This window comes from Pseudomonas shiyinii, from assembly GCF_056725765.1.
Genome location: NZ_CM161522.1, coordinates 3,209,430 through 3,234,148, shown reverse-complemented (window position 1 = coordinate 3,234,148; position 24,719 = coordinate 3,209,430). Strand labels below are relative to the sequence as shown.

Sequence of the window (24,719 nt, the reverse complement as noted above, 5' to 3'; positions counted from 1 at the left end):
GCAACGCTTGCCATGCGCAGGTGCCTCAATAATGTGTGCGCAATGGGACGCCTAGTTCGAGCCTCAATGCATTTTCGTTGAAGGGCGCGGGATTCGTGTCGGTCGCCGGGGTTGCCGGGTTCTGATCGAAGTCGAAAAAGAAGCCGGTCGGTAGGCCGATTGCTTGCAGGTGAGCCCTGTTGACCTGGATATCCCTGCGATCAAGGGTTCGTATGGTCGCTTCACCTGGCAGTGTCGTGGCATTGAAGGCGTTGTACGCCTCGCAAAGGCAGCGGTAGAAATCGAACAGCGGCAGGTTTTCGCTTTGCGAGTGTTGCGGGTTGAATGCCAGGTCGCCCCTTTCGGCAGGAAAACCGGCTACCCATGCCAATCGGCTGTTCTGTCTGATGTGGTGGTCGGCTTCGTTCGGGTCTGCTTCCTCTGGGGCGAACAGGGTCGTTCCTTGGGTTTCGGTAACCCTGATCCGGGACCTTTTGGCCAGCTCGATCAGTAGTCGTTGGCCACATTGTGTATGCCTGAGGAAGACCAGGTGGTTGCCCACGGCCTGCATGAAGGTATCGCTGCCTTCTATTTCGAATGTATCGTTGGCGAGCGTATCCAGAGGCGAGGGGAGCGGTTGTTCGAAGCGGGCATCATCGGCTCGGTTCCGGGCATACACGCCTTCGGTATGCGGGTCGTCTATCAGGATGTGGCCGTCGATGCGGCTTTTATCCGAGCCGCTTTCCAGAAATGCCAGGCCCTGACCCACCGTGACCTGCACATCCCCTGCGCCGGTGAATACTTGCGTGATACCACCGCCGGTGGTGATCTGGCTGTTGCCCGTTCCGGTCCGGATGATCGTTGGCGTCTTCACATCGTCCCCTACGCGAATGACGGCCTGGCCATCGCTGGTCTTGATGATGAGGGTTTGCCTGGGTGTCGGTGCGAGGATGAATCGCTGGTTTTCGATAGTGGCCAGAAGGTGGCAATCGTAGGTCGAGATATCGATGCGTGCATCGGGCGTGTGGGTCTGGATGACCATGTGATGCTTGTGAGGGGCCCTGCTTTCGTCGAGCCACACTTGTTCCAGGTAGATGTCCAGCTTGTCGTCCCGGTATTCGAACAGTTGATGGATGGTTCTGCCCGGGGTCGACGTATCGGCCCATTGCTGGAAGCCACTGACTCTTCCTGAAATGAAATAGGAGGGATTGGGATGCATACGCTTGCCTCGTTAAGGGGTGGACTGACGCAACGGGTGTTGCGTTGGCCAGCCTATGGGGCTGCCTGGGCATCGGAGTGGTAGCTATCTAATGCATGACGGAGCGAGGGGCGTTGGGCGAGGCGTTGTCGGCGGGCAATGAACCGTATAGCCTGCGAAGGGCTATTCGAATGACAATTTCACCCAGATTGGGCATCTCGACGTACAAACACACTGCATCCGCCGTTCAGGCTGGATATAATGGCGCCCTTTGCCGTCGTTTCGTCGATTCGACGTGTGGCCGCCGTTTCCGTGGAAGAACCTATGAAAAGCGCAGAAATCCGTGAAGCCTTCCTCCGCTTCTTCGAAGAGCAGGGACATACTCGCGTCGCCTCCAGCTCCCTGATTCCGGGCAATGACCCGACCCTGCTGTTTACCAATGCCGGCATGAACCAGTTCAAGGACTGCTTCCTCGGCCAGGAAAAGCGCGCCTACACTCGGGCTGTCAGCAGCCAGAAGTGCGTACGCGCCGGCGGCAAGCACAACGACCTGGAAAACGTCGGTTACACCGCGCGCCACCATACCTTCTTCGAAATGCTGGGTAACTTCAGCTTCGGCGACTATTTCAAGCGCGACGCCATTACCTTCGCCTGGACCTTCCTGACCTCCGAAAAGTGGCTGAACCTGCCCAAGGAAAAGCTCTGGGTCACCGTCTACGCCAGCGACGACGAAGCCTACGATATCTGGACCAAGGAAATCGGCGTGCCGGCCGAGCGCATGGTGCGCATCGGCGACAACAAAGGCGCCCCGTACGCGTCCGACAACTTCTGGACCATGGGCGACACCGGCCCCTGCGGCCCCTGCACCGAGATCTTCTACGATCACGGCGCGGACATCTGGGGCGGCCCACCCGGCTCGCCGGAGGAAGACGGCGACCGCTACATCGAGATCTGGAACAACGTCTTCATGCAGTTCAACCGTACCGCCGATGGCGTCCTGCACCCGCTGCCGGCGCCGTCGGTGGACACCGGCATGGGCCTGGAGCGCATCAGTGCGGTCATGCAGCACGTGCACTCGAACTACGAGATCGACCTGTTCCGCAACCTGCTGTCGGCTGCGGCCAAGGCCATCGGTTGCAGCAACGACGACCAACCTTCGCTGAAGGTCGTCGCCGACCACATCCGTTCCTGCGGTTTCCTGATCGCCGATGGCGTGCTGCCGTCCAACGAAGGCCGTGGCTACGTGCTGCGCCGCATCATCCGTCGCGCCTGCCGTCACGGTAACAAGCTGGGCGCCAAGGGCAGCTTCTTCTACCAGATCGTCGCCGCCCTGGTGGCCGAGATGGGCGAGGCCTTCCCCGAGCTCAAGGCCCAGCAGGCGCACATCGAGCGCGTGCTCAAGACCGAGGAAGAGCAGTTCGCCAAGACCTTGGAGCAAGGCCTGCGCATCCTCGAGCAGGACCTGGCCCAGCTCAAGGGCGACGTGGTGCCGGGTGACGTGGTGTTCAAGCTGTACGACACCTACGGCTTCCCCATGGACCTGACCGCCGATATCGCCCGTGAGCGCGAGCTGACCATCGACGAAGCCGGCTTCGAGCGCGAGATGGAGGCCCAGCGCGAGCGCGCCCGTTCCGCCAGCGCCTTCGGCATGGACTACAACAGCCTGGTCAAGGTCGACGTCGCCACCGAGTTCCTCGGCTATGACGCCACCGAAGGCCAGGGCAAGATCGTTGCCCTGTACAAGGACGGCCAGGCTGTCGACCAGCTGGGTGAAGGCGAGCAGGGCGTGGTCGTGCTCGATCGCACACCGTTCTACGCCGAATCCGGGGGCCAGGTGGGTGACACCGGCTACCTGCAGGCTGGCGCTGCGCGCTTCGACGTGCGCGACACCACCAAGACCGGTGGTGCCTTCCTGCACCACGGTGTGGTTGCCAGCGGTGCTCTGGTCATCGGCTCGCCCGTCGAGGCCAAGGTCGATGCCGAGGTGCAGCACGCCACCTCGCTGAACCACTCCGCCACCCACCTGTTGCACGAAGCGCTGCGCCAGGTATTGGGCGAGCACGTCCAGCAGAAAGGCTCGCTGGTCGACAGCCAGCGCCTGCGTTTCGACTTCAGCCACTTCGAGGCGGTGAAACCGGAGCAGATCAAGGCCCTGGAAGACATCGTCAATCGCGAAGTGCGCAAGAACACTGCGGTGGAAACCGAACTGACCGACATCGAAACCGCCAAGGCCAAGGGTGCCATGGCGCTGTTCGGCGAGAAGTACGGCGATACCGTGCGTGTGTTGAGCATGGGTGGCGATTTCTCGGTGGAGCTGTGCGGTGGCATCCATGCCAAGCGCACCGGCGATATCAGCGTGTTCAAGATCATCAGCGAAGGCGGCGTGGCTTCTGGTGTGCGCCGTATCGAAGCGGTTACCGGGGCTGCGGCGCTGGCCTACCTGAACGCTGCCGAAGAGCAGGTCAAGGAAGCCGCGCAGCTGGTCAAGGGTAATCGCGACAACCTGATCGACAAGCTGTCGGCTGTGCTCGAGCGCAACCGCCAGCTGGAAAAGCAGCTCGAGCAGCTGCAGGCCAAGGCCGCCAGCGCCGCAGGGGATGATCTCTCCAACGCGGCCGTTGAGGTCAAGGGTGCCAAGGTTCTTGCCGCACGCCTGGATGGTCAGGATGGCAAGGCCCTGTTGGCCCTGGTCGATCAGCTGAAGAACAAGCTCGGCCACGCAGTGATCCTGCTGGGCAGCGAGCATGAGGGCAAGGTCGTGCTGGTGGCCGGCGTGACCAAGGACCTCTCCGGCCAACTCAAGGCTGGCGATCTGATGAAGCAAGCCGCTGCTGCGGTAGGTGGCAAGGGCGGTGGTCGCCCGGACATGGCCCAGGGTGGTGGCGTCGACGTCGCTGCGTTGGACAAGGCCCTGGCCCTGGCCGTGCCGTTCGCCGAGCAGGGACTTTGAGATGAAGGGGCAGCGGTCTAGTCGCTGCCCTTTCATGTTGGATGGTTTTTTGGGGCCCTTGAGGGCTGAGGCACCTTTGAAATGGCGTTGATCGTACAGAAATTTGGCGGTACCTCTGTCGGTTCCATCGAGCGGATCGAGCAGGTTGCCGACAAGGTCAAGAAATTCCGCGAGCAAGGCACCGACCTGGTGGTGGTGCTGTCGGCCATGAGCGGAGAAACCAATCGCCTGATCGACCTGGCCAAGCAGATCACCGATCAGCCGGTTCCTCGCGAGCTGGATGTGATCGTCTCGACCGGTGAGCAGGTGACCATCGCCTTGCTGGCCATGGCCCTGATCAAGCGTGGCGTGCCGGCGGTGTCCTACACCGGCAACCAGGTGCGAATCCTCACCGACAGCGCGCATAACAAGGCGCGCATCCTCCAGATCGACGACCAGAAGATCCGTGCCGACCTCAAGGCCGGTCGCGTGGTCGTGGTAGCGGGCTTCCAGGGTGTCGACGAGCACGGCAATATCACCACCCTCGGTCGTGGCGGCTCCGACACCACCGGTGTGGCACTGGCGGCGGCGCTCAAGGCCGACGAGTGCCAGATCTACACCGATGTCGATGGCGTCTACACCACCGACCCGCGGGTAGTGCCCCAGGCCCAGCGCCTGGAGAAGATCACCTTCGAGGAAATGCTGGAAATGGCCAGCCTCGGCTCCAAGGTGTTGCAGATCCGCTCGGTGGAGTTCGCCGGCAAGTACAACGTCCCGCTGCGCGTGCTGCACAGCTTCAAGGAGGGTCCGGGTACCCTCATTACCATTGATGAAGAGGAATCCATGGAACAGCCGATCATTTCCGGTATCGCCTTCAACCGTGATGAGGCCAAGCTGACCATTCGTGGCGTGCCGGATACCCCGGGCGTTGCCTTCAAGATCCTCGGCCCGATCAGCGCGGCGAACATCGAAGTCGACATGATCGTGCAGAACGTCTCGCACGATAACACCACTGACTTCACCTTCACCGTGCACCGCAACGAGTACGAGAAGGCGCACAGCGTGCTGGAAAACACCGCGCGCGAGATCGGTGCCCGTGAAGTGATCGGCGACACCAACATCGCCAAGGTTTCCATCGTCGGTGTCGGCATGCGCTCCCACGCGGGCGTGGCCAGCCGCATGTTCGAAGCCCTGGCCAAGGAGAGCATCAATATCCAGATGATCTCCACCTCCGAGATCAAGGTTTCGGTGGTCATCGAGGAGAAGTACCTGGAGCTGGCCGTTCGCGCGCTGCACACCGCGTTCGAACTCGACGCTCCTGCCCGACAGGGCGAGTAACTCGCTGCCTGGAGGGGCGCGGCTTGCCGCGCCCTTCGCGTTTCTGGCTGCTGCGCAGGCGCCTGTCCTGCCTCGTGCGGTGGCTTATCCGGGCTTGGTGCCATGTATGGCCCGGCCCAGCCAACTACAGACTGTTGTCCCTGATTGAATTGCTTGAGGAGAAAGCTATGTTGATTCTGACTCGTCGGTGCGCCGAGAGCCTGATCATTGGTGACGGCGAGATCACCGTCACGGTCCTGGGTGTCAAAGGCAACCAGGTGCGTATCGGCGTGAGTGCGCCCAAGGAAGTGGCCGTTCACCGCGAAGAAATCTATCTGCGGATCAAGAAAGAGAAGGACGAAGAACCAACCCTTTAATTTTTCTCGATTTTTTTTCAAAAAAGGGTTTGCAAACGGGGAAGGGTCTGGTTATTATACGCCCCGTGTTGCGGTGAGGTGGCCGAGTGGCCGAAGGCGCTCCCCTGCTAAGGGAGTATACCTCATAAGGGTATCGGGGGTTCGAATCCCCCCTTCACCGCCATTTTTCGTGTAGGGCGCTGTAATTGGCCGAATCACTTAAGTCGTTGAAAATAAACGAAAAAGTGCTTGGCAAAACGATTCAGCGAACTATAATGCGCGGCAAGACACGGACTCATAGCTCAGCTGGATAGAGTACTCGGCTACGAACCGAGCGGTCGGAGGTTCGAATCCTCCTGAGTCCGCCATTTAATGGGGCGGTTTTGTTAATCAAGGCAGCTTCATCAACCAGTGGTAACCTGGTCTAAAAATACCACCTACGGACTCATAGCTCAGCTGGATAGAGTACTCGGCTACGAACCGAGCGGTCGGAGGTTCGAATCCTCCTGAGTCCGCCATTTAATGAGGCGGTTTTGTTGAGCAAGGCAGCTTCATCAACCAGTGGTAACCTGGTCTAAAAAATACCACCTACGGACTCATAGCTCAGCTGGATAGAGTACTCGGCTACGAACCGAGCGGTCGGAGGTTCGAATCCTCCTGAGTCCGCCACACCCAAAAAGCCCGCTCATTGAGCGGGCTTTTTCTTTTCTGCCGTTTCACTGATTTGTCAGTGATGTCGAACTAAGCTCAGCGGTGATGGTTGCATACGCCGCCAGGCATCCTGCATGAAGCGATGTGTTTTTTCGCGCCGCGCGGCCGTCGCACTGATGGCTTCGAGCGTTGTCATAGCTTTAACGCGCAAACGATTGTTCTGGCCAAAATTTTAAGCGATCTGACAGCTGATGCAGTGTATGATTGCGCCCGTCAGCCCCGCCGGGGCTTGTGGAATACCACCATGGACTTACCCAGTAGTTACTCGATAACACGATTTGCCAAGCTAGATCTGACCGATTGATTCTCCCGGCGTGCTCCGCTGCTGGGAGTGGAGTTCGCCTATGACCGAAGTCGAAGTAAAAAAAGCCCAAGAGAGCCTGCAGGATCGCCTGGCCCAGGTAATCGAACTGTTGCAGCGCCAACGGGTGGTCGAGGACCTGACCCATCGTCAGGAAGGTCACCATCACGACCTGGTGGAAAACCTTGTCCACCGCCAGAACCTGGTCGAGCTGCAGCGTAAGCTCGACGATCTGCACCCTGCCGACATCGCCTATATCCTTGAAGCCCTGCCGTTGGACGACCGCCTGACGGTCTGGCAGCTGGTGCGTTCCGAGCGCGACGGCGATATCCTGCTGGAAGTGTCCGACGCCGTTCGCCAGACGCTGATCGCCGACATGGACGATCACGAACTGCTCGCCGCCGCCAAGGAAATGGATGCCGACGAGCTGGCTGACCTGGCACCGGAGCTGCCGCGAGACGTCATCCATGAGCTGATGGAAAGCCTCGATGCCCAGCAGCGCGAGCGAGTCCGTTCGGCCCTGAGCTACGACGAAGAGCAGGTCGGTGCGCTGATGGACTTCGAGATGGTGACTATCCGTGAGGACGTCAGCCTGGAAGTGGTATTGCGTTACCTGCGGCGGCTCAAGGAACTGCCTGGCCACACCGACAAGCTGTTCGTGGTCGACTACGACGGTATCCTCAAGGGCGTATTGCCCATCAAGCGTTTGCTGGTCAACGACCCCGAGAAGAAAGTCGCCGAGGTCATGGCCAACGACCCAGTCACTTTCCACCCCGAGGAAGATGCCTACGATGCAGCCCAGGCGTTCGAGCGCTATGACCTGGTTTCCGCGCCGGTGGTCGACAAGAGCGATCGCCTGATCGGCCGTTTGACCATCGATGAGATGGTCGACCTGATTCGCGAGGAGAGTGAGAGCGAAGTGCTCAACATGGCAGGCTTGCGCGAGGAAGAGGACATCTTCGCCTCGGTCTGGCGTTCGCTGCGCAACCGTTGGGCCTGGCTGGCCATCAACCTGATCACCGCCTTCGTGGCGTCCCGGGTGATCGGCCTGTTCGAAGGCTCCATCGAGAAACTGGTCGCCCTGGCGGCGTTGATGCCGATCGTGGCGGGTATTGGTGGCAACTCGGGTAACCAGACCATCACCATGATCGTCCGCGCCATGGCCCTGGACCAGGTATCGCCCGGCAATACCAGCCGCCTTATGCGCAAGGAATTGGCGGTGTCGTTGCTCAATGGTCTGATTTGGGGTGGGGTGATCGGCGCCGTGGCCTTCTGGTTGTATGGCAGTTGGTCGCTGGGCCTGGTAATGACCGCCGCGATGACCCTGAACCTGCTGTTGGCCGCGTTGATGGGGGTGTTGATTCCGATGACGCTGACGCGTCTGGGGCGCGACCCGGCGATGGGGTCGAGCGTGATGATCACCGCCGTGACCGATAGCGGTGGTTTCTTCATCTTCCTGGGGTTGGCTACGCTGTTCCTGCTCTAACCGGCGGTCTCTGTATGGAGCGGTACAAAGCCGTTCCAGAATGTTTCGGCACAAAAAAAGCCAGCATCAGCTGGCTTTTTTTTGTGGTGCAGGCCTCAGGAAGCGTCTGCGGCCATTTCCACGTCGTGGGCGATCAGGGCAACCAGCGCGTTCTGCTGGCGGTGGGAGAGTTGGCGGAAGCGTTGCAGCAGCTCCCGCTCGTGCAGGCTCAGCTCAGGGCTGTCCAGGCGCATGCTGAGCTCGTCGCCCAATGCACCTTCCTGGATAAGGCTTTGCTCCAGGCGTGCAATGATCTCGGAGTTCATGCTGCGATGGTGGTTGCGCGCTACCTCGGCAATGCGCTCACGCATTCCGTCTGGCAGGCGGACGACGAACTTGTCAGCGGTGCGGCTTGAATAGATAGCCTGTTTCATTGGGCGCATATACATTGACCGGTTTTTCTGGTTCAGGGGAAGCGGTTCTCAAATTGGCCGCACGGTGGTGGTGGTACGACCGTGGCGACATCAAAATGTTCAACCGGGATCTCATTTAGGTGCTCATCTTGCCCTAAGGCCGGCGTTTCCTTGGCGTCAATTCTGTGACAAATAGTGATCCGAATAAAGGCTTTTTGCCAGTACCAATTATCAGAAATGAGCACTGGTTGGAAAAGTTTTACCTTTTTCGCCTCGCCACGCTGTCCGCTGATTGCCGTCAAAAGCTGTTAAAAATCAGCAAAGGCCATGGAAAATCCCTAAAATACGCAGGTTCCCTCACTCGAGCATAGTGGCTATGCGACATGACGCAAGCAGCACGCCCCACACGGCAGGTCGCCTGATATTTCTGATTGGACCTTCTGGATCAGGAAAAGATTCCCTGATCGATGCAGCCCGAGCGCAATTGCTGGCCCACGGCATCGAAATCGCCAGGCGCGTGATTACGCGTTCGGCCGAATCCAAGGGGGAGGCGGCTCACGGGGTGAGCCTTGAGCAGTTCGAGGCAATGCGCGAGGCGGGCGCGTTTGCGATGCATTGGCAGGCCAATGCGCTGCAGTACGGCATCCCTGCGCAAGTCGATGAATGGTTGGCGGCCGGTCGCCATGTGCTGGTGAATGGTTCTCGCGGTTACCTGCCCGAGGCGCGGCGACGTTATCCCGGCCTGCTGGCGATTCGGCTGGACGTTGCGCCGCAGGTATTGAGGCTGCGCCTGCTTGCCAGAGGGCGAGAAACAGCCGAGGAGATCGAGCAGCGGCTCGAGCGCAATGCACGGTTGCAGCATCACGACGCACCGGATGTGCATGTGTTGGATAATTCGCTTTCGCTGACCACTACCGTGGGTGCATTGCTTGAACTCCTGGCCGACGAGGGGGTGATCGCCAGGGCTGCCCACGTACCGGGTGGTTAGCGGTGGCGCGATGAGCCCTGGAAATGCCGAAAAGGATTACAGGTAAAACATGGATTGAGGCATGACAAACGGTCGGTCGCTGGTTAAGATGCTCGCCGTCTCGCATGCAGCCCTGCCCGCGAGGCGTCACATCAAGCTCCCACGCACGGCATGTCCAGTGGGAATCGCACTATCCGTCCTCGTAGTTTAATGGATAGAACGGGGCCCTCCTAAGGCCTTGGTGCAGGTTCGATTCCTGCCGGGGACGCCATCTTCGTTGTTTTACGTCTGGCTAGTTTCCAACTCATATCGGCATGCCCGTTTATGTGTACCGTTAGCGGGAGTCGTAAATATCCCTTGCTATTCGTGTGCGTTTATTCAGGTCGAAAAGTCGCCCGTCCCTGGGCATTGTTTGAATACCATCTTTTTAAAAGCCTAAGCAAGTCGGTTTTCTAATGTGCCCTTCGAGGGGTCGTTAAAATGCGAGCCACGTCGCAATCGTTCCGTTGGTGAAACGGACTGTTCCTTTTCGGTGGTGTGCGATCACTTTCCTGATTAATTCTTAAGTTAGTTATACCGTTCCGATTAACGCCAAGCGAGTGTCGCTTTCGCTTGCCACTTGTGCTTTGCCGCCTTCAGGCTGCAGAGGGCTCACTGTTCGCGTTGATCGAACAAAAAGGTTTTTCACCTAGGCCCTTGACGTTTTATCCCGCATGCACTTTCTTATGCGGTATGGACGTGTGCAGTGAAGGCTGGATATATATAGAAGCGATTAGTCCTATATATAACTGGCTCTATCCGGCTTTCGGCAGGAGGGAAGGGGCGATTGAGTACTGGTGGTGTCGGCAACTATTGATCTTTTTTAATTATTCAAGGCGTGCGGGTCCTGGCAGGCCATTCTTTTTTCGCCTGCACGTGATTCGTTGTGTGGTCTGGCTTTTATATACAAGCGACTGTTTGAACGTTTCAGTGCGGGGCGTCAGTGTGTCCGGCTGCCGGAAGTTTGGTTGGTTCGGGTACCGATTCGTCAGAGGATTTCCGCAACGGGCACAGGATAAAAGCTTATTCCCGGTGCGGTCTTTCCCGCTTGAGGGTTCGCAATGGATGCCGATTGGCCCTTTGCCAAGTCGCGTCAATACAAGGAGAAGTTTGAATGTCGATTCAAGCGAAAGTGATTGCTTCCACCCAACCCTCTCACACCCTCGCGGATGCCCCGGCAGTTGCGGTGGATGGCCAGCTCACACTCACCCAGAGCAGTAACGTTGCACTCGGGCTCTCACCGGACGCGGTAGCCGAATACTCCCGTCAAGGTCCTGATCTTGTGGTGCATCTGAAAAATGGCGAAACCGTGCGTATCGCCAACTTCTATGCCGAAGGCCAGGCACCCAGCGAATTGTTCCTGGTGGGCGAGGACGACAAGCTGGTGGCGGTCGACCTTGCCGCCGCAGAAACCGACGGAGTGATCGCGGCCACCTATGTGCCCCAGGACGGTATGGCTGGTTTTGAGTCCTTGACGGCAGCCTCCGGCGTCGCCGGCATCTCTGGCGGGGCACTGCTCGCCAGCTTGGCTATCGTTGGCGGCGGTATCGCCCTTGCCAGTAACGGCGGGGGTGGCGGTGGTGGCAGCGACGGTGGTTCCACACCAGACACAGTCGCGCCCGGCAAGCCGACAATCAACCCCAGCAACGGCTCCAGCTTCAGCGGCACAGCAGAACCGAACAGCACGGTGATTCTCACCGACGGCAACGGCAACCCCATCGGCCAGACCACTGCCGATGCCAATGGCAACTGGACCTTCAAACCCGATACACCGCTGCCGGATGGTACGGTGGTCAACGTGGTGGTCCAAGACGCCGCCGGTAACACCAGCCCAGGCGCAACGACCACCGTCGATGCCGTCGCCCCTGACGCGCCGGTGGTCAACCCAACCAATGGCAGCACCATCAGCGGCACCGCTGAGCCAGGCAGCACCGTGATCATCACCGATGGCAACGGCAACCCCATCGGAGAAACCACCACTGACGGCAACGGCAACTGGACCTACACTCCGACCACACCGCTGCCGGACGGCACCGTGGTCAATGTGGTGACCAAGGACCCGGCAGGCAACACCAGCGGACAGGGCAGCGTCACCGTCGATGCCGTTGCCCCTGACGTGCCGGTGGTCAACCCAACCAATGGCAGCACCATCAGCGGCACCGCTGAGCCAGGCAGCACCGTGATCATCACCGATGGCAACGGCAACCCCATCGGAGAAACCACCACTGACGGCAACGGCAACTGGACCTACACTCCGACCACACCGCTGCCGGACGGCACCGTGGTCAATGTGGTGACCAAGGACCCGGCAGGCAACACCAGCGGACAGGGCAGCGTCACCGTCGATGCCGTTGCCCCTGACGTGCCGGTGGTCAACCCAACCAATGGCAGCACCATCAGCGGCACCGCTGAGCCAGGCAGCACCGTGATCATCACCGATGGCAGTGGCAACCCCATCGGTGAAACCACCACCGACGGCAACGGCAATTGGACCTACACTCCGACCACACCGCTGCCGGACGGCACCGTGGTCAATGTGGTGACCAAGGACCCGGCTGGCAACACCAGCGGGCAGGGCAGCGTCACCGTCGATGCCGTGGCTCCAAGCGCCCCGGTGCTCAACCCAAGCAACGGCACGACCCTAAGCGGTACTGCCGAACCTGGCAGCACTGTGACCCTGACCGACGGCAACGGCAATCCGATTGGCCAAGCCACCACCGATGGCAGCGGCAACTGGTCGTTCACACCAGGCACTGCGCTGCCTGACGGCACCGTGGTCAACGCCACCGCCACCGACCCGTCGGGCAACTCCAGCGCGCCAGCCAGCACCACCGTGGATGGCGTCGCGCCAGCGACTCCGACCGTGAACCTGAGCAACGGCAGCAGCCTGAGCGGCACGGCGGAGCCGGGCAGCAAGGTGATCATCACCGACGGCAGCGGCAACCCTATCGGCGAAACCACGGCCGACGGCAGCGGCAACTGGACCTATACCCCGACCACGTCGCTGCCCAATGGAACGGTCGTCAACGTGGTAACCCAGGACGGCGCAGGCAACACCAGCCCAGCAGCTGCTGTCACCGTTGACTCCAGCGCACCGGCCGTGCCCGTGGTCAACCCAACCAATGGCACTACCTTGAGCGGTACCGCCGAGCCGGGCAGCACCGTGACCCTGACCGATGGCAATGGCAATCCGATTGGCCAAGCCACCGCCGACGGCAGCGGCAACTGGTCGTTCACACCGAGCACGCCGTTGCCCAACGGCACCGTCGTCAATGCCACCGCCACCGACCCGACGGGCAACACCAGCGGGCAGGGCAGCGTCACCGTCGATGCCGTGGCTCCAAGCGCCCCGGTGCTCAACCCCAGCAACGGCACGACCCTAAGCGGTACTGCCGAGCCGGGCAGCACCGTGACCCTGACCGACGGCAACGGCAATCCGATTGGCCAAGCCACCACCGATGGCAGCGGCAACTGGTCGTTCACACCAGGCACTGCGCTGCCTGACGGCACCGTGGTCAACGCCACCGCCACCGACCCGTCGGGCAACTCCAGCGCGCCAGCCACCACCACCGTGGATGCCGTCGCGCCGGCAGCGCCGGTGGTCAACCCTACCAATGGCAACGTGATCAACGGGACCGCCGAGCCTGACAGCACCGTGACCCTGACCGATGGCAACGGCAACCTCATTGGCGAGGTGACTGCCGATGGCAGCGGTAATTGGACGTTCACCCCGGCCACGCAATTGCCGAACGGCACCGTGGTGAATGCCACGGCCACCGATGCGGCCGGCAACACCGGCCCGCAAGGCACGACTACCGTGGACAGTTCGCTGCCATCGATCCCGCAGGTCGACCCGAGCAATGGTTCGGTGATCAGTGGTACCGCCGATGCGGGCAACACCATCATCATCACCGACGGCAACGGCAACCCGATCGGCCAAGTCACCGCCGATGGCAGTGGCAATTGGTCGTTCACGCCAGGCACTCCGCTGCCCGATGGCACTGTCATCAACGTGGTGGCGCGTAACCCCGCCAACATCGACAGCGCCCCGGCCGTCATCACCGTCGATGGCGTAGCGCCTGACGCACCGGTCGTCGAGCCGAGCAATGGCGTGGACATCACCGGTACTGCAGAAGCCGGTGCAACCATCCTGCTCACCGACGGCAACGGCAACCCGATCGGCCAGGTTACCGCCGATGGCACCGGCAACTGGAGCTTCACGCCGGCCACCCCGCTGCCCAATGGTACGGTGGTCAATGCCACGGCCACCGATGCTGCAGGCAACGTCAGTGTCCCGGGCACCACGACCGTGGACACCTCGGTACCGAACGTCCCACAGGTCGATGCCAGCAATGGTGTGATGATCAGCGGTACGGCCGATGCGGGTAACGTGATCATCATCACCGACGGCAATGGCAACCCGATCGGCCAGACCACTGCCGACGGCAGCGGCAACTGGACGTTCACCCCAAATACCGCACTGCCCGATGGCACGGTCGTCAATGTCGTGGCGCGCAATCCGGGCAACAATATCGACAGTGCCCCGGCCAGCATCACCGTGGACGCCGTGGCGCCCGACGCGCCGGTCATCGAGCCGAGCAATGGTGTAGAGCTCAGCGGTACCGCCGAACCTGGCGCCACCGTGCTGCTCCTGGACACCAATGGCGACCCGATCGGCCAGGCAACCGCTGACGGCAGCGGCAATTGGTCGTTCACCCCGGCTACGCCATTGCCTCATGGCACGGTGGTCGAAGCCGTGGCCCTGGACGAGGCGGGCAACACCAGCTCGCCAGCCGCCGTCACGGTCGATGCCGTGGCACCGGCTGCTCCAGTGGTCAATCCGAGCAATGGCAGCACCATCAGCGGTACCGCCGAGCCTGGCAGCACCGTGACCCTGACCGACGGCAGCGGTAACCCGATTGGCGAGGCCACTGCCGATGGCAGCGGCAATTGGACCTTCACGCCGGCCACCGCCTTGCCTGATGGCACCGTGATCAACGCCACCGCAACGGACCCAGCCGGCAACACTGGCCCGCAAGGCTCGGCTACCGTGGATGCAATCGCGCCAGCCACGCCTACCGTCAACCTGTCCAAGGGCGACATCCTCACCGGCACTGCCGAGCCGAACAGCAAGGTCATCCTCACCGACGGCAACGGTGACCCGATTGGCGAAACAACGGCCGATGGCGCCGGCAACTGGAGCTTCACGCCGACTTCGCCGATCCCCAACGGCACTCTCGTCAATGTGGTGGCCCAGGACGCTGCCGGCAACGACAGCCCGCCGGCGACCGTGACCGTGGACGCCAGCGCGCCACCTGCGCCAGTGATCAATCCGAGCAATGGCACGACCATCAGCGGTACCGCCGAAGCCGGCGCCACCGTGACCTTGACCGATGGTGGCGGCAATCCGATCGGCCAGGTCACCGCCGATGGCAGTGGCAATTGGTCGTACACGCCTGCCAGCCCGTTGCCAAACGGCACCGTCATCGTGGCCACTGCGACCGACCCGACCGGCAACACCGGGCCGCAAGCGGCCTCGGTCGTGGACGCGGTCGCGCCGGCAGCCCCGGTAGTTGCTCCAAGCAATGGCACGATACTCAGTGGTACTGCTGAAGCCGGAGCCAAGGTCATTCTTACCGATGGCAATGGAGGCCCTATCGGTGAAACCACGGCCGATGGCAGCGGCAACTGGTCGTTCACCCCGAGTACCCCGTTGCCCAACGGCACCGTAGTCAATGCCGTGGCGCAAGACCCGGCCGGCAACACCGGCCCGCAAGGCAGCACCACGGTCGATTCCGTCGAACCGGCAGCGCCGGTGGTCAACGCCACCAACGGCAATGTGGTCAACGGCACCGCCGAACCGAACAGCAGCATCACCCTGACCGATGGCAACGGTAATCCGATTGGCCAAACCACCACTGACGACAGCGGCAACTGGAGTTTCACGCCGGGTGCGCAGTTGCCCAATGGCACCGTGGTCAACGTCACGGCTACCGATGCGGCAGGCAATGTAAGCGTTCCAAGTACCACCACGGTCGATACTTCGCTGCCGTCGATTCCGCAGGTCGATCCGAGCAATGGCTCGGTGATCAGCGGTACCGCCGATGCGGGCAACACCATCATCATCACCGACGGCAATGGCAACCCGATCGGCCAGGTCACCGCCGATGGCAGCGGCAACTGGTCGTTCACCCCCGGCACACCGCTGCCGGACGGCACGGTAGTCAACGTCGTAGCCCGCAACCCCGGCAACGTCGACAGTGCCCCGGCCGTGATTACCGTGGACGGTGTGGCGCCTAACGCGCCGGTCGTCGACCCGAGCAATGGCACGGAGATCAGCGGCACCGCCGAAGCCGGTGCCACTGTCATCCTCTCCGACGGCGGCGGCAACCCGATCGGCCAGACCACCGCCGATGGCAACGGTGACTGGAGCTTCACACCCACCACGCCGCTGGCCAACGGCACCGTGATCAATGCCGTGGCCCAGGACCCGGCCGGCAACACCAGCGGCCCGACCAGCGTCACGGTCGATACCGTGGCGCCGCCTACGCCGATCATCAACCCGACCAATGGTGTGGTCATCAGCGGTACCGCCGAAGCCGGCGCGACGGTGATCCTTAGCAATGGCAACGGCGACCCGATCGGCCAGACCACGGCCGACGGCACTGGCAACTGGACATTCGTGCCGGGCACGGCGCTGCCCAACGGCACCGTGGTCAATGCCGTGGCCCAGGACCCGGCCGGCAACGTCAGTGGCCCGGCCAGCGCCACAGTCGATTCGGTGGCGCCTGCAGCGCCAGTGCTGGAACCCACCAACGGTACTGTGATCAGTGGTACCGCCGAGATAGGGGCCCAGGTGACCCTCACCGACGGCAACGGCAACCCGATCGGCCAGGCCACCGCCGATGGCTCCGGCAACTGGAGCTTCACGCCAGGCACGCCGCTGCCCAATGGCACCGTAATCAATGCGGTGGCCCAGGATGCGGCAGGCAATAGCAGTGGCCCTGCGACCACCACGGTCGACTCCGTGGCACCGGCCACGCCGACGATCGAACCGACCAATGGGGTCGTCATCAATGGTACTGCCGAAGCGGGTGCAGCGGTCATCCTGACTGACGGCAACGGAGCCCCGATTGGCGAGGCGACTGCAGACGGCAGCGGCAACTGGACATTCACCCCGGGTACGCCGTTGTCCGACGGCACCGTGGTCAACGCAGTGGCCCAGGACCCGGCCGGCAACACCAGTGGCCCGGTCAATACCACTGTCGACGCAGTGGCGCCGCCAACACCCGTGGTCAACCCGAGTAATGGCAGCGTCATCAGCGGTACCGCCGAAATCGGCGCCACGGTCGTCCTCACCGACGGCAATGGCAACCCGATCGGCGAGGCGACCGCCGATGGCAGCGGCAACTGGAGCTTCACCCCTGGCACGCCGCTGCCTGATGGCACCGTGGTCAACGCGGTGGCGCAGGATCCGGCCGGTAACACCAGCGGCCCGGCCAGCACCACGGTCGATGCGATTGCGCCTTCGGCACCGCTGCTGAGCATCAGCGCCGACGGGGCGCTGCTGACCGGCACCGCCGAGCCCAACAGCCAGGTGCGCATCGTGGTCGCTGGCGACACCGCCAACCCGATCACCGTGAACGTCGATGGCAACGGCAACTTCAGCCTGCCGTTCGCACCACCGCTGATCACCGGCGAGCTGTTGTCGGCGGTTACGGTGGACGCCGCGGGCAACCTCAGCGGCCCGACCACGATCAACGCGCCGGACCTGGCACCGCCGACCCTCACCGTGCCGGAGGCGGCCGATACCTGGATCAATGCAGCCGAAATTGGCGATGGCATCCAGGTGGATGTGGCCGTGCGCCCCACCATGCAGGTTGGCCAGGTGGTCACGGTCAAGTTCGCCGGCCAGAACGGCTACGAAGCCGAGGTCAGCCATACCCTTACCGCAGGTGATATCGCGGCGGGCAACGTCACCTTGACGCTGACGCCTCCCGGTGGCCAAGGGCCGTTCCCGGAAGGTGCCTCCACAGTCACGGCCGATATCAATGGCGGAACCGCATCGACACCGGTACCGTTCACCATCGATACGGTTCCGCCGGCTACCCCTGTGCTGTCGTTGGTGGGCAATATCCTTACGATTTCCGCGGAGCCGGGTACTGAGCTGACGGTCACCGTTGATGTAGGAGGGGTAACCGCAACGGCCACGGTCACTGCCGATAACAGCGGCTTGGCATCGCTGAACTTGCTGACCGACCTGGATATCGACTTCAGCTGGGACCAGTTGCTCAACGCCCAGGTTTCGGTGGTTGGTCGCGACCCTGCCGGCAACCCGAGCAACGTGGCCTCCATCGGCGTGGGTACCAGCATCGAACAGCCGGTGACCATCGGCAACTTCGGTGTGGATGTCAGCCTCAACCCGCTGAACCCGCGCTTCGGTTTCAGCGGCACCACCGAGCCTGACTCCAGCGTGGTCATTCGCGTGATCACGCCGGCATTGAACGTGGAGCTGTTGCCGATCCAGGCGGATTCGAGCGGCAACTTCTCCTTGAACCTGCTCAGCCCGACCGTGCTTACCCAGCTTGGGCTGAATATCACCGACATCCTCAACCTCGGTTCGCAGATCTCGTTCAACCTGGTATCCACCGACTCCAACGGCAACGACAGCGCGGCCTACGGCATTACGCTCAGCCCTAACGGGTTGTCGCTGAACATCGGTCAGATCGATGTCAACGGTACCTCGGGTGACGATGTACTGTCCGGTGCCGATGGCAGTTCCGAACACATCAATGGTGGCGATGGCAGCGACCTGATCTTCAATGTCGGCACCGGTGACCAAGTGGTAGCGGGCAACGGTAACGACACCATGCAGATCACCGCGACCGACTTTGTCAGCATCGATGGTGGCGCCGGGTTCGACACGCTGTTGCTCGCCAACGGCATCGACCTGGACTACAACGGCGCAGGCGTCGGCACGCTCAGCAACATCGAGCGTATCGACCTGGGCAAGGGCGACAGCGGCAGTGTGCTGACCCTGACGGCGGCGGAGGTCGATGTCATCACCGATGCCAACAACACGTTGCAGATCACCGGTGAAAACAACGACGTTCTGAACGTGGTGGGAGCGGTCAATACCGGTACCACCCAGTTGATCGACGGTGTGACCTACGACGTCTACACGTTCGGTAGCACGACCCTGTTGATCGAGGACAACACCGTTCAGGTCGTGGTCTGATGAAACGTGCCGCGCAGTCCCGCAAGGGGCGGCAGATGGTGAAAGGAGTCGTCTGGCTCCTTTCACTCGGCCTGCCGGTGTTGACGTCGGCCATGTCCCTCGACCAGGCGGTACGGTCGGGGCTGGCCATTCACCCGGACGTGCGTTCGGCCATCGCCGAGGCCGAACGCGCCGGCACCGAGGTGAAGATTGCCAAGGGAGGCTATTACCCGGCCCTGTCGATGTCCGGCGGGCCACAGGAATTCGATTTCGGTGAGGTCGTGTACGACGTCACCGTGTCCCAGATGCTCTACGACTGGGGCCGCGTGGGCAGCAAAGTCGATGGTGCCAGTGCCACCGAGCGCAAACAGTTGGAGGCGGTGCGGGTAGCCCAGGACGATGCGGCCCTGGACATCATCGAAACCTACCTGGACGTATTGGCCGCCACTCAGCGGGTGGAGGCCGTGCGCCAGCATATCCAGCGCCTGGATGGCGTCCGCCAGATGACCCAGGACCGTGGTGGCGACGGCTATGCCGATCGCAGTGAACTGGATCGCGCCAACCTGGAGCTGGCCCGGGCCCAGGAGCAGTTGTCGCTGGAGAAGGGCACCCTGCAGGACGCCCGCAACCAGTACGACATCCTGGTCGGGCAACCCCCGGCGGACCTGGAGGAGCCGCAACCGATGTCCATGCAGCGCTACCTGGCCGCGAGCGACCTCAAGCAGGTCATCCGCGATTCGCCCCTGCAGCGCAAGGCGGTCGAAGACGCCAATGTGGCCGAGGCCCAGGTGCGCGAAGCCAAGGCAGCGTTGTTGCCACAGCTGAACGTGGAGGCCTCGGCCCTGCGCCGCGAGGTGGGCGGGCACCTGGAAAACGATTCGGTGGTGTCCCTGCGCTTGCGCATGGATACCTTCCAGGGGCTTTCCAACTTCCAGCGCCCGACCGCGGCGCAGCAGCGCCTGGAGTCGGCGCGCTGGACCGCCGATGCCATGCAACGCGATATCCGCAGGCAGTTGCAGACCTTGTTCGACACAGGCGAGACCCTGCGCTGGCGTGAGCAGTCGCTCAGCCAGCAGGTGACGGAAGCGGAGCAGGTCGCGGGGTTGTACCGCGAGCAGTTCGAGGTCGGTCGGCGCGACGTGATCGACCTGCTCAACGTGCAGCGCGAGCGCTTCGAGGCCGAACGCCAGTTGATCAACCTGCATTTCGAACAAAAGCGAGTCGAGTATCGGGCCGCCGCCCAGGTCGGTTGGCTGGGCCCATTAGTGGAGGGGCGTTTGAATCATGGACATCGATACCAGCCAAGCGAAGGTCGTGACGTTGCCGGTGGACAACCATCAAGACCCGTTGCGTCAGGGATTGCTACTGCTGTGCCGGCAACTCGGTCGTCCACTCGGTGATGCCGAGCTGGTCGACGGCATTGCCCTGGAACAGGGGCAGTTGCCCCTGAACAAAGTGGTACGGGCGCTGCGCCGTGCCGACATTGTCGCCCAGGTGGTCGAGCAGCCCCTGCGGCAGATGGACGATTACCTGCTCCCGGCGTTGCTGCTGCTGGGCAACGGCCAGACCGTGCTACTGGTGGGGCTGGACGATGAGCATGCGCGGGTGCTGGTGCCGCAGAGCAATGGCGGCGCCGAGCGCATGGCCCTGGCCGAGCTCGAGGCGCTGTACAGCGGCACGGTGGTGTTCGCCAAGTGTCGGTTCCGCCCTGACGGTCGCATCGGCGACTACGCCAAGGCGCCGGGTGAGCACTGGTTCTTCGGCCCGCTGCGACGTCTATGGCGCTCCTACACCGAAGTGGCGTTCGCCGCCTTCGCGGCCAACCTGCTGGCCATCGCCTCGGCATTGTTCGCCATGCAGGTGTACGACCGGGTGGTCCCCAACGGCGCCTTCGACACCTTGTGGATCCTGGCCAGTGGCGTGATGGCGGCGATCGTCCTGGACGGCGTGTTGCGGATCCTGCGCGGACACCTGTTGACGGTGCTGGGCAAGCGCCTGGACCTGCAATTGTCGACCCTGCTGTTCTCACGCGTGCTGAGTACACGCCTGGCGGCCAAGCCGGCCTCGATGGGCGCGTTCAGTACCCAGGTGCGCGAGTTCGAGTCGGTGCGCGAGTTCTTCACCTCCTCCAGCGCCGCGCTGATCAGCGATATACCCTTCGTGGCGGTGTTCTTGTTGATCATCGCCCTGGTGGGTGGCCATGTGGTCTGGGTGCCGCTGGTGGCCTGCGTGTTGATGGTGCTGCCGGGGCTGCTGACCCAGCGCGTGCTCGGTTCGCTGTCACGGCAGAACCTGCGCGAAGGGGCGATGAAGAACGGCGTGCTGCTGGAAGCCTTCGAGCATCTGGAGACCGTCAAGGCCACCCGTGCCGAAGGGCGCTGCCTGCACCAGTGGGAGACCCTGACTGGCGAGCTGTCGACCACAGCCCTGCGGACCCAGGCCCTGGTCAGCGTCTTGAGCTACACCTCAAGCATCATCCAGCAGCTGTGCTACGTGGGCGTGGTGGTGTTCGGTGTGTACCGGATCAACGACGGGGCGATGACGGTCGGTGCCTTGGTTGCCTGCTCGATCCTGGCCTCCCGGGCGATTGCGCCCTTGTCCCAGGTGGCTGGCATCCTGGGCCGTTGGCAGCACACCAAGGTGGCCATGGAAGGCCTGGACCAGCTGATGTCGGCGGACCAGGAGCGCCCCAGCGGGCAACGCTTCGTGCACAAGGAACGCCTGGCCGGGCACTACCAGCTCGAAGGCGTGCGCCTGGCTCATGGCGACAGCCCTCCGGTGGTGAATGTACAGGCGCTGACCATCAAGGCCGGCGAGCGCGTGGCCTTGCTCGGTGGCAACGGCGCGGGCAAATCGTCGCTGTTGCGCCTGCTCAGCGGCTTGACCAGCCCGCAAGCGGGGCGCCTGTTGCTCGACGATGTGAGCCTTGGGCAGATCGACCCGGCCGACCGTCAACGCGGTATCGGCTACCTGCCCCAGGACGTGGCGCTGTTCCATGGCACATTGCGCGACAACCTCAACCTGGCCAATGCCGCACTGCCTGACGAAGACCTGCTGGAGGCCTTGGACGGCGTCGGGCTTGGCCCGTTCGTGCGGGGCCATGCCCTGGGGCTGGACATGCCGATCCACGGCAATGCCAGCCTTTCGGGTGGTCAGCGCCAGGCCGTAGGGTTGGCCCGGGTGCTGCTGCAGGACCCTTCGATCGTGCTGCTCGACGAGCCCACAGCGGCCTTCGACCAGACCAGTGAACTGCAGGTGGTCAACTACCTGCAGCGCTGGCTGGGCAGCCGCACGCTGATCCTGACCACCCACAAGAAAAGCATGCTGGCCCTGGTGGACCGTGCCGTGGTGCTGCGCCAGGGGCAGGTCGTGATGGACGGCGCCGTGCAACAGGTGGTGCAAGGCAACCAGGTCCAGGTCTCACCGGTCGAGGAGCGTGCCCATGGGCGTTGAAACGAAGAGCCTGCCGTTGCGCAGGCAGCTGGAAGATCCCTTGCTGGCCACCACCCACCCGACCTATCGGCCGCTGCTATGGACGCTGCTGGGCACGTTGGTGCTGTTCATCGCCTGGGCGGCCTGGGCTGAGCTGGACGAGGTGACCCGGGGCGATGGTCGCGTGGTGCCGTTCAGCCGCATCCAGAAGATCCAGAGCCTTGAAGGAGGCATCCTCGACCGCCTGCTGGTCAACGAGGGCGACCTCGTGGAAGTGGGGCAGCCGGTGGTGCAGCTGGATGAAACGCACTTCCTGACCAACTACCAGGAATCGGCCAACCAGTCCCAGGTTCTGCGTGCGGCGATCGCCCGCCTGGACGCCGAGGTGCTGGGCAAGGACCGCATCGAGTTCCCCAGCGATATCGACGGCAAGAGCCCGTTGGCACGTTCGGAGCAGGAGCTGTTTGCCTCGCGTCGGGCCAAGTTGCACGAAGGCACCCGTGCCGTGCAACAGCAGATCGGCCTGGCCCAGCGCCAGCTGAACCTGGTGCGCCCGTTGGTGGAAAAGCGCGCAGTCAGCCAGATGGAGGCGCTCAAGCTCAGCCAGGACATCGCCACCCTGAGCGGCAAGCTCACGGAGCTCAAGAACACCTACTTCCAGGAGGCTTACACCGAACGCGCCGACAAGAAGGCCCAGCTGGCCCAGGTCGAACCGATCGTGCAGCAGCGGCATGACCAGTTGCGCCGCACGCAGATCCTGTCGCCGGTGCGGGGGAGGGTGAACACGGTGCTGATCAATACCCGTGGTGGTGTGATCAAGCCGGGAGACCCGATCATGGAGATCATCCCGGTAGAGGATCGATTGCTGGTCGAGGCCAAGATCAAACCCCGGGATGTCGCCTTCCTGGTGCCAGGCATGGAAGCCAAGGTGAAGATCACCGCCTACGACTACAGCATCTACGGCGACCTCAGCGGCACTTTGGAGCAGATCAGCGCCGACACCATCGAGGAGGACACGCCCCATGGCAAGGAGTCGTTCTACCAGGTGCTGATCCGCACCGATGGCAGCCAGTTGACCCGAGGTTCGCAGGTGTTGCCGATCATCCCGGGGATGGTTGCCGAAGTGGACATCCTCAGCGGCAAGCGGACCGTGCTCAACTACCTGCTGCGGCCGTTGATCAAGGCGCGGTTGTACTGACCTGTGAGATCGAAGCTGCCTCGACGCACGCCGCCCCCTCTTGACGAAGCCCCGGTTCCCTGTTTTATTGAAACCGTTTTCATAACCCTGCCCACATAAGCGAATACAAGAAGGTCACCGGGTGGACAAGACGCTTTCCCAAGCCCGCACGCGGGTCACGATCAGTGAAGTGGCCCAGGCTGCCGGCGTTTCCAAGGCCACGGTCTCGCGCTATATCGGCGGCGACCGGCAACTGCTGGCCGATGCCACCGCCCAGCGCATCGAGGCGGTGATCGAGCAGCTCGGCTACCGCCCGAACCGCATGGCCAGCGCCCTCAAGCGCGGCCGTACGCGCCTGATCGGCATGCTCCTGGCCGATATCCGCAACCCCTATTCAGTGGCCGTGATGCACGGCGTCGAGACGGCCTGCCGCGAGCATGGCTACAGCCTGGTGGTGTGCAATACCGACTGCGATGACGCCCAGGAGCGCCAGCACCTACAGGCGCTGCAGGCTTACAACGTCGACGGCCTGATCGTGAATACCCTCGGCCACCACGCCGGCGAGCTGGCCAGCCTGGCCCAGGAACTGCCCATGGTACTGGTGGATCGCCAACTGGCCGAACTGCAGACCGACCTGGTGGGCCTGGACAACGCCGATGCCGTCGAGCAGGCCCTGGACCATCTGCACGCCTGCGGCTACCGCGACATCCTCGCCGTCAGCGAACCCCTCGACGGCACCAGTTCGCGGCAGGAGCGGGTGGCCGCTTTCCAGGCCTCCATCGCCCGGCGGTCCGGGTTGCGCGGCCAGGTGCTGGAAGTGAGCGCCAATCTGCCTGGGCAACTGGCGGCGTTCCTGGCCAGCGCTGGCCATGGCCCCCAGGCCCTGTTCAGCTGCAACGGCGTGGCGACCCTGGAGGTTATGCGTCACCTGCATGGGCGTGGTGAACAGCTGTTCCAGCAGCTGGGCTTGGTGGCCCTCGACGACTTGGACTGGTACCCCTTGGTCGGTGGCGGTATCACTGCCTTGGCTCAGCCCACCGAACGCATCGCAGCCGCAGCGGTCCAGTGCCTGCTGGAACGGCTGCAAGGCAGCCAATTGCCGGCGCGTCGGCTTGACCTGCGCGCCCAACTCATCGTGCGAGGCTCCACCCCGATACGCAATTGAATGCAGCGCGGCCCGCGAGTCGCGCTGTTTTTTGCGCGGAAATGAAACCGGTTT

11 protein-coding genes, 5 tRNA genes and 1 pseudogene are annotated in these 24,719 nt (G+C 62.6%); 15 read left to right on the top strand and 2 right to left on the bottom strand.

Features of this window, described 5'->3' with window-relative positions; all coding sequences use genetic code 11:
- Positions 1 to 25 precede the first annotated feature (25 nt).
- Positions 26 to 1,198, bottom strand: coding sequence for a M91 family zinc metallopeptidase (locus ACXHGZ_RS14525; protein ID WP_480460366.1), 1,173 nt, complete (start codon positions 1,196 to 1,198; stop codon positions 26 to 28).
- A 303-nt stretch (positions 1,199 to 1,501) separates the two neighbouring features.
- Between ACXHGZ_RS14525 and alaS the strand changes: the two genes are divergently transcribed.
- From alaS to mgtE, 8 genes are all read left to right on the top strand, one after another.
- Positions 1,502 to 4,126, top strand: a complete 2,625-nt coding sequence (gene alaS, locus ACXHGZ_RS14520) for an alanine--tRNA ligase (RefSeq protein ID WP_084858282.1) — start codon at positions 1,502 to 1,504, stop codon at positions 4,124 to 4,126.
- An 81-nt stretch (positions 4,127 to 4,207) separates the two neighbouring features.
- A complete protein-coding gene (locus ACXHGZ_RS14515) occupies positions 4,208 to 5,443 on the top strand; it encodes an aspartate kinase (RefSeq protein ID WP_084858281.1) in 1,236 nt (411 codons plus the stop codon).
- 167 nt (positions 5,444 to 5,610) lie between these two features.
- Positions 5,611 to 5,799, top strand: a complete 189-nt coding sequence (gene csrA, locus ACXHGZ_RS14510) for a carbon storage regulator CsrA (protein WP_043209419.1) — start codon at positions 5,611 to 5,613, stop codon at positions 5,797 to 5,799.
- 72 nt (positions 5,800 to 5,871) lie between these two features.
- Positions 5,872 to 5,962, top strand: a tRNA-Ser gene (locus tag ACXHGZ_RS14505).
- 107 nt (positions 5,963 to 6,069) lie between these two features.
- Positions 6,070 to 6,146: transfer RNA gene (locus tag ACXHGZ_RS14500), tRNA-Arg, on the top strand.
- Between the two features lie 73 nt (positions 6,147 to 6,219).
- Positions 6,220 to 6,296: transfer RNA gene (locus ACXHGZ_RS14495), tRNA-Arg, on the top strand.
- Between the two features lie 74 nt (positions 6,297 to 6,370).
- A tRNA-Arg gene (locus ACXHGZ_RS14490) sits at positions 6,371 to 6,447 on the top strand.
- Positions 6,448 to 6,833: 386 nt separating this feature from the next.
- Positions 6,834 to 8,276: a magnesium transporter gene (mgtE, locus tag ACXHGZ_RS14485; protein ID WP_084858280.1), complete on the top strand. Its 1,443-nt coding sequence runs from the start codon at positions 6,834 to 6,836 to the stop codon at positions 8,274 to 8,276.
- A 95-nt stretch (positions 8,277 to 8,371) separates the two neighbouring features.
- On the opposite strand, the gene ACXHGZ_RS14480 is transcribed toward mgtE, so the two are convergent.
- Positions 8,372 to 8,698, bottom strand: a complete 327-nt coding sequence (locus ACXHGZ_RS14480) for an Arc family DNA-binding protein (RefSeq protein WP_003254499.1) — start codon at positions 8,696 to 8,698, stop codon at positions 8,372 to 8,374.
- Positions 8,699 to 9,044: 346 nt separating this feature from the next.
- Here ACXHGZ_RS14480 and phnN point away from each other — a divergent pair, with 346 nt between their 5' ends.
- From phnN to ACXHGZ_RS14445, 7 genes and pseudogenes are all read left to right on the top strand, one after another.
- A complete protein-coding gene (gene phnN / locus ACXHGZ_RS14475) occupies positions 9,045 to 9,656 on the top strand; it encodes a phosphonate metabolism protein/1,5-bisphosphokinase (PRPP-forming) PhnN (protein WP_480460365.1) in 612 nt (203 codons plus the stop codon).
- 175 nt (positions 9,657 to 9,831) lie between these two features.
- A tRNA-Arg gene (locus tag ACXHGZ_RS14470) sits at positions 9,832 to 9,906 on the top strand.
- Positions 9,907 to 10,788: 882 nt separating this feature from the next.
- The gene (locus ACXHGZ_RS14465) at positions 10,789 to 18,912 is read left to right on the top strand and encodes an Ig-like domain-containing protein (protein ID WP_480460364.1); all 8,124 of its coding nucleotides are present in this window, start codon (positions 10,789 to 10,791) and stop codon (positions 18,910 to 18,912) included.
- A pseudogene (locus ACXHGZ_RS14460) lies at positions 18,912 to 20,180 on the top strand (TolC family protein); the annotation flags it as partial. The gene ACXHGZ_RS14465 and the pseudogene ACXHGZ_RS14460, both read left to right, overlap by 1 nt.
- Positions 20,176 to 22,344, top strand: a complete 2,169-nt coding sequence (locus ACXHGZ_RS14455) for a type I secretion system permease/ATPase (RefSeq protein WP_480460363.1) — start codon at positions 20,176 to 20,178, stop codon at positions 22,342 to 22,344. The pseudogene ACXHGZ_RS14460 and the gene ACXHGZ_RS14455, both read left to right, overlap by 5 nt.
- Positions 22,334 to 23,521 (top strand): beta-barrel domain-containing protein, encoded by a 1,188-nt coding sequence (locus tag ACXHGZ_RS14450; protein WP_084858277.1) that lies wholly within the window; start codon positions 22,334 to 22,336, stop codon positions 23,519 to 23,521. The genes ACXHGZ_RS14455 and ACXHGZ_RS14450 overlap by 11 nt, the downstream gene beginning before the upstream one ends.
- Before the next feature lie 121 nt (positions 23,522 to 23,642).
- Positions 23,643 to 24,665 (top strand): LacI family DNA-binding transcriptional regulator, encoded by a 1,023-nt coding sequence (locus ACXHGZ_RS14445; protein ID WP_480460362.1) that lies wholly within the window; start codon positions 23,643 to 23,645, stop codon positions 24,663 to 24,665.
- Positions 24,666 to 24,719 lie beyond the last annotated feature (54 nt).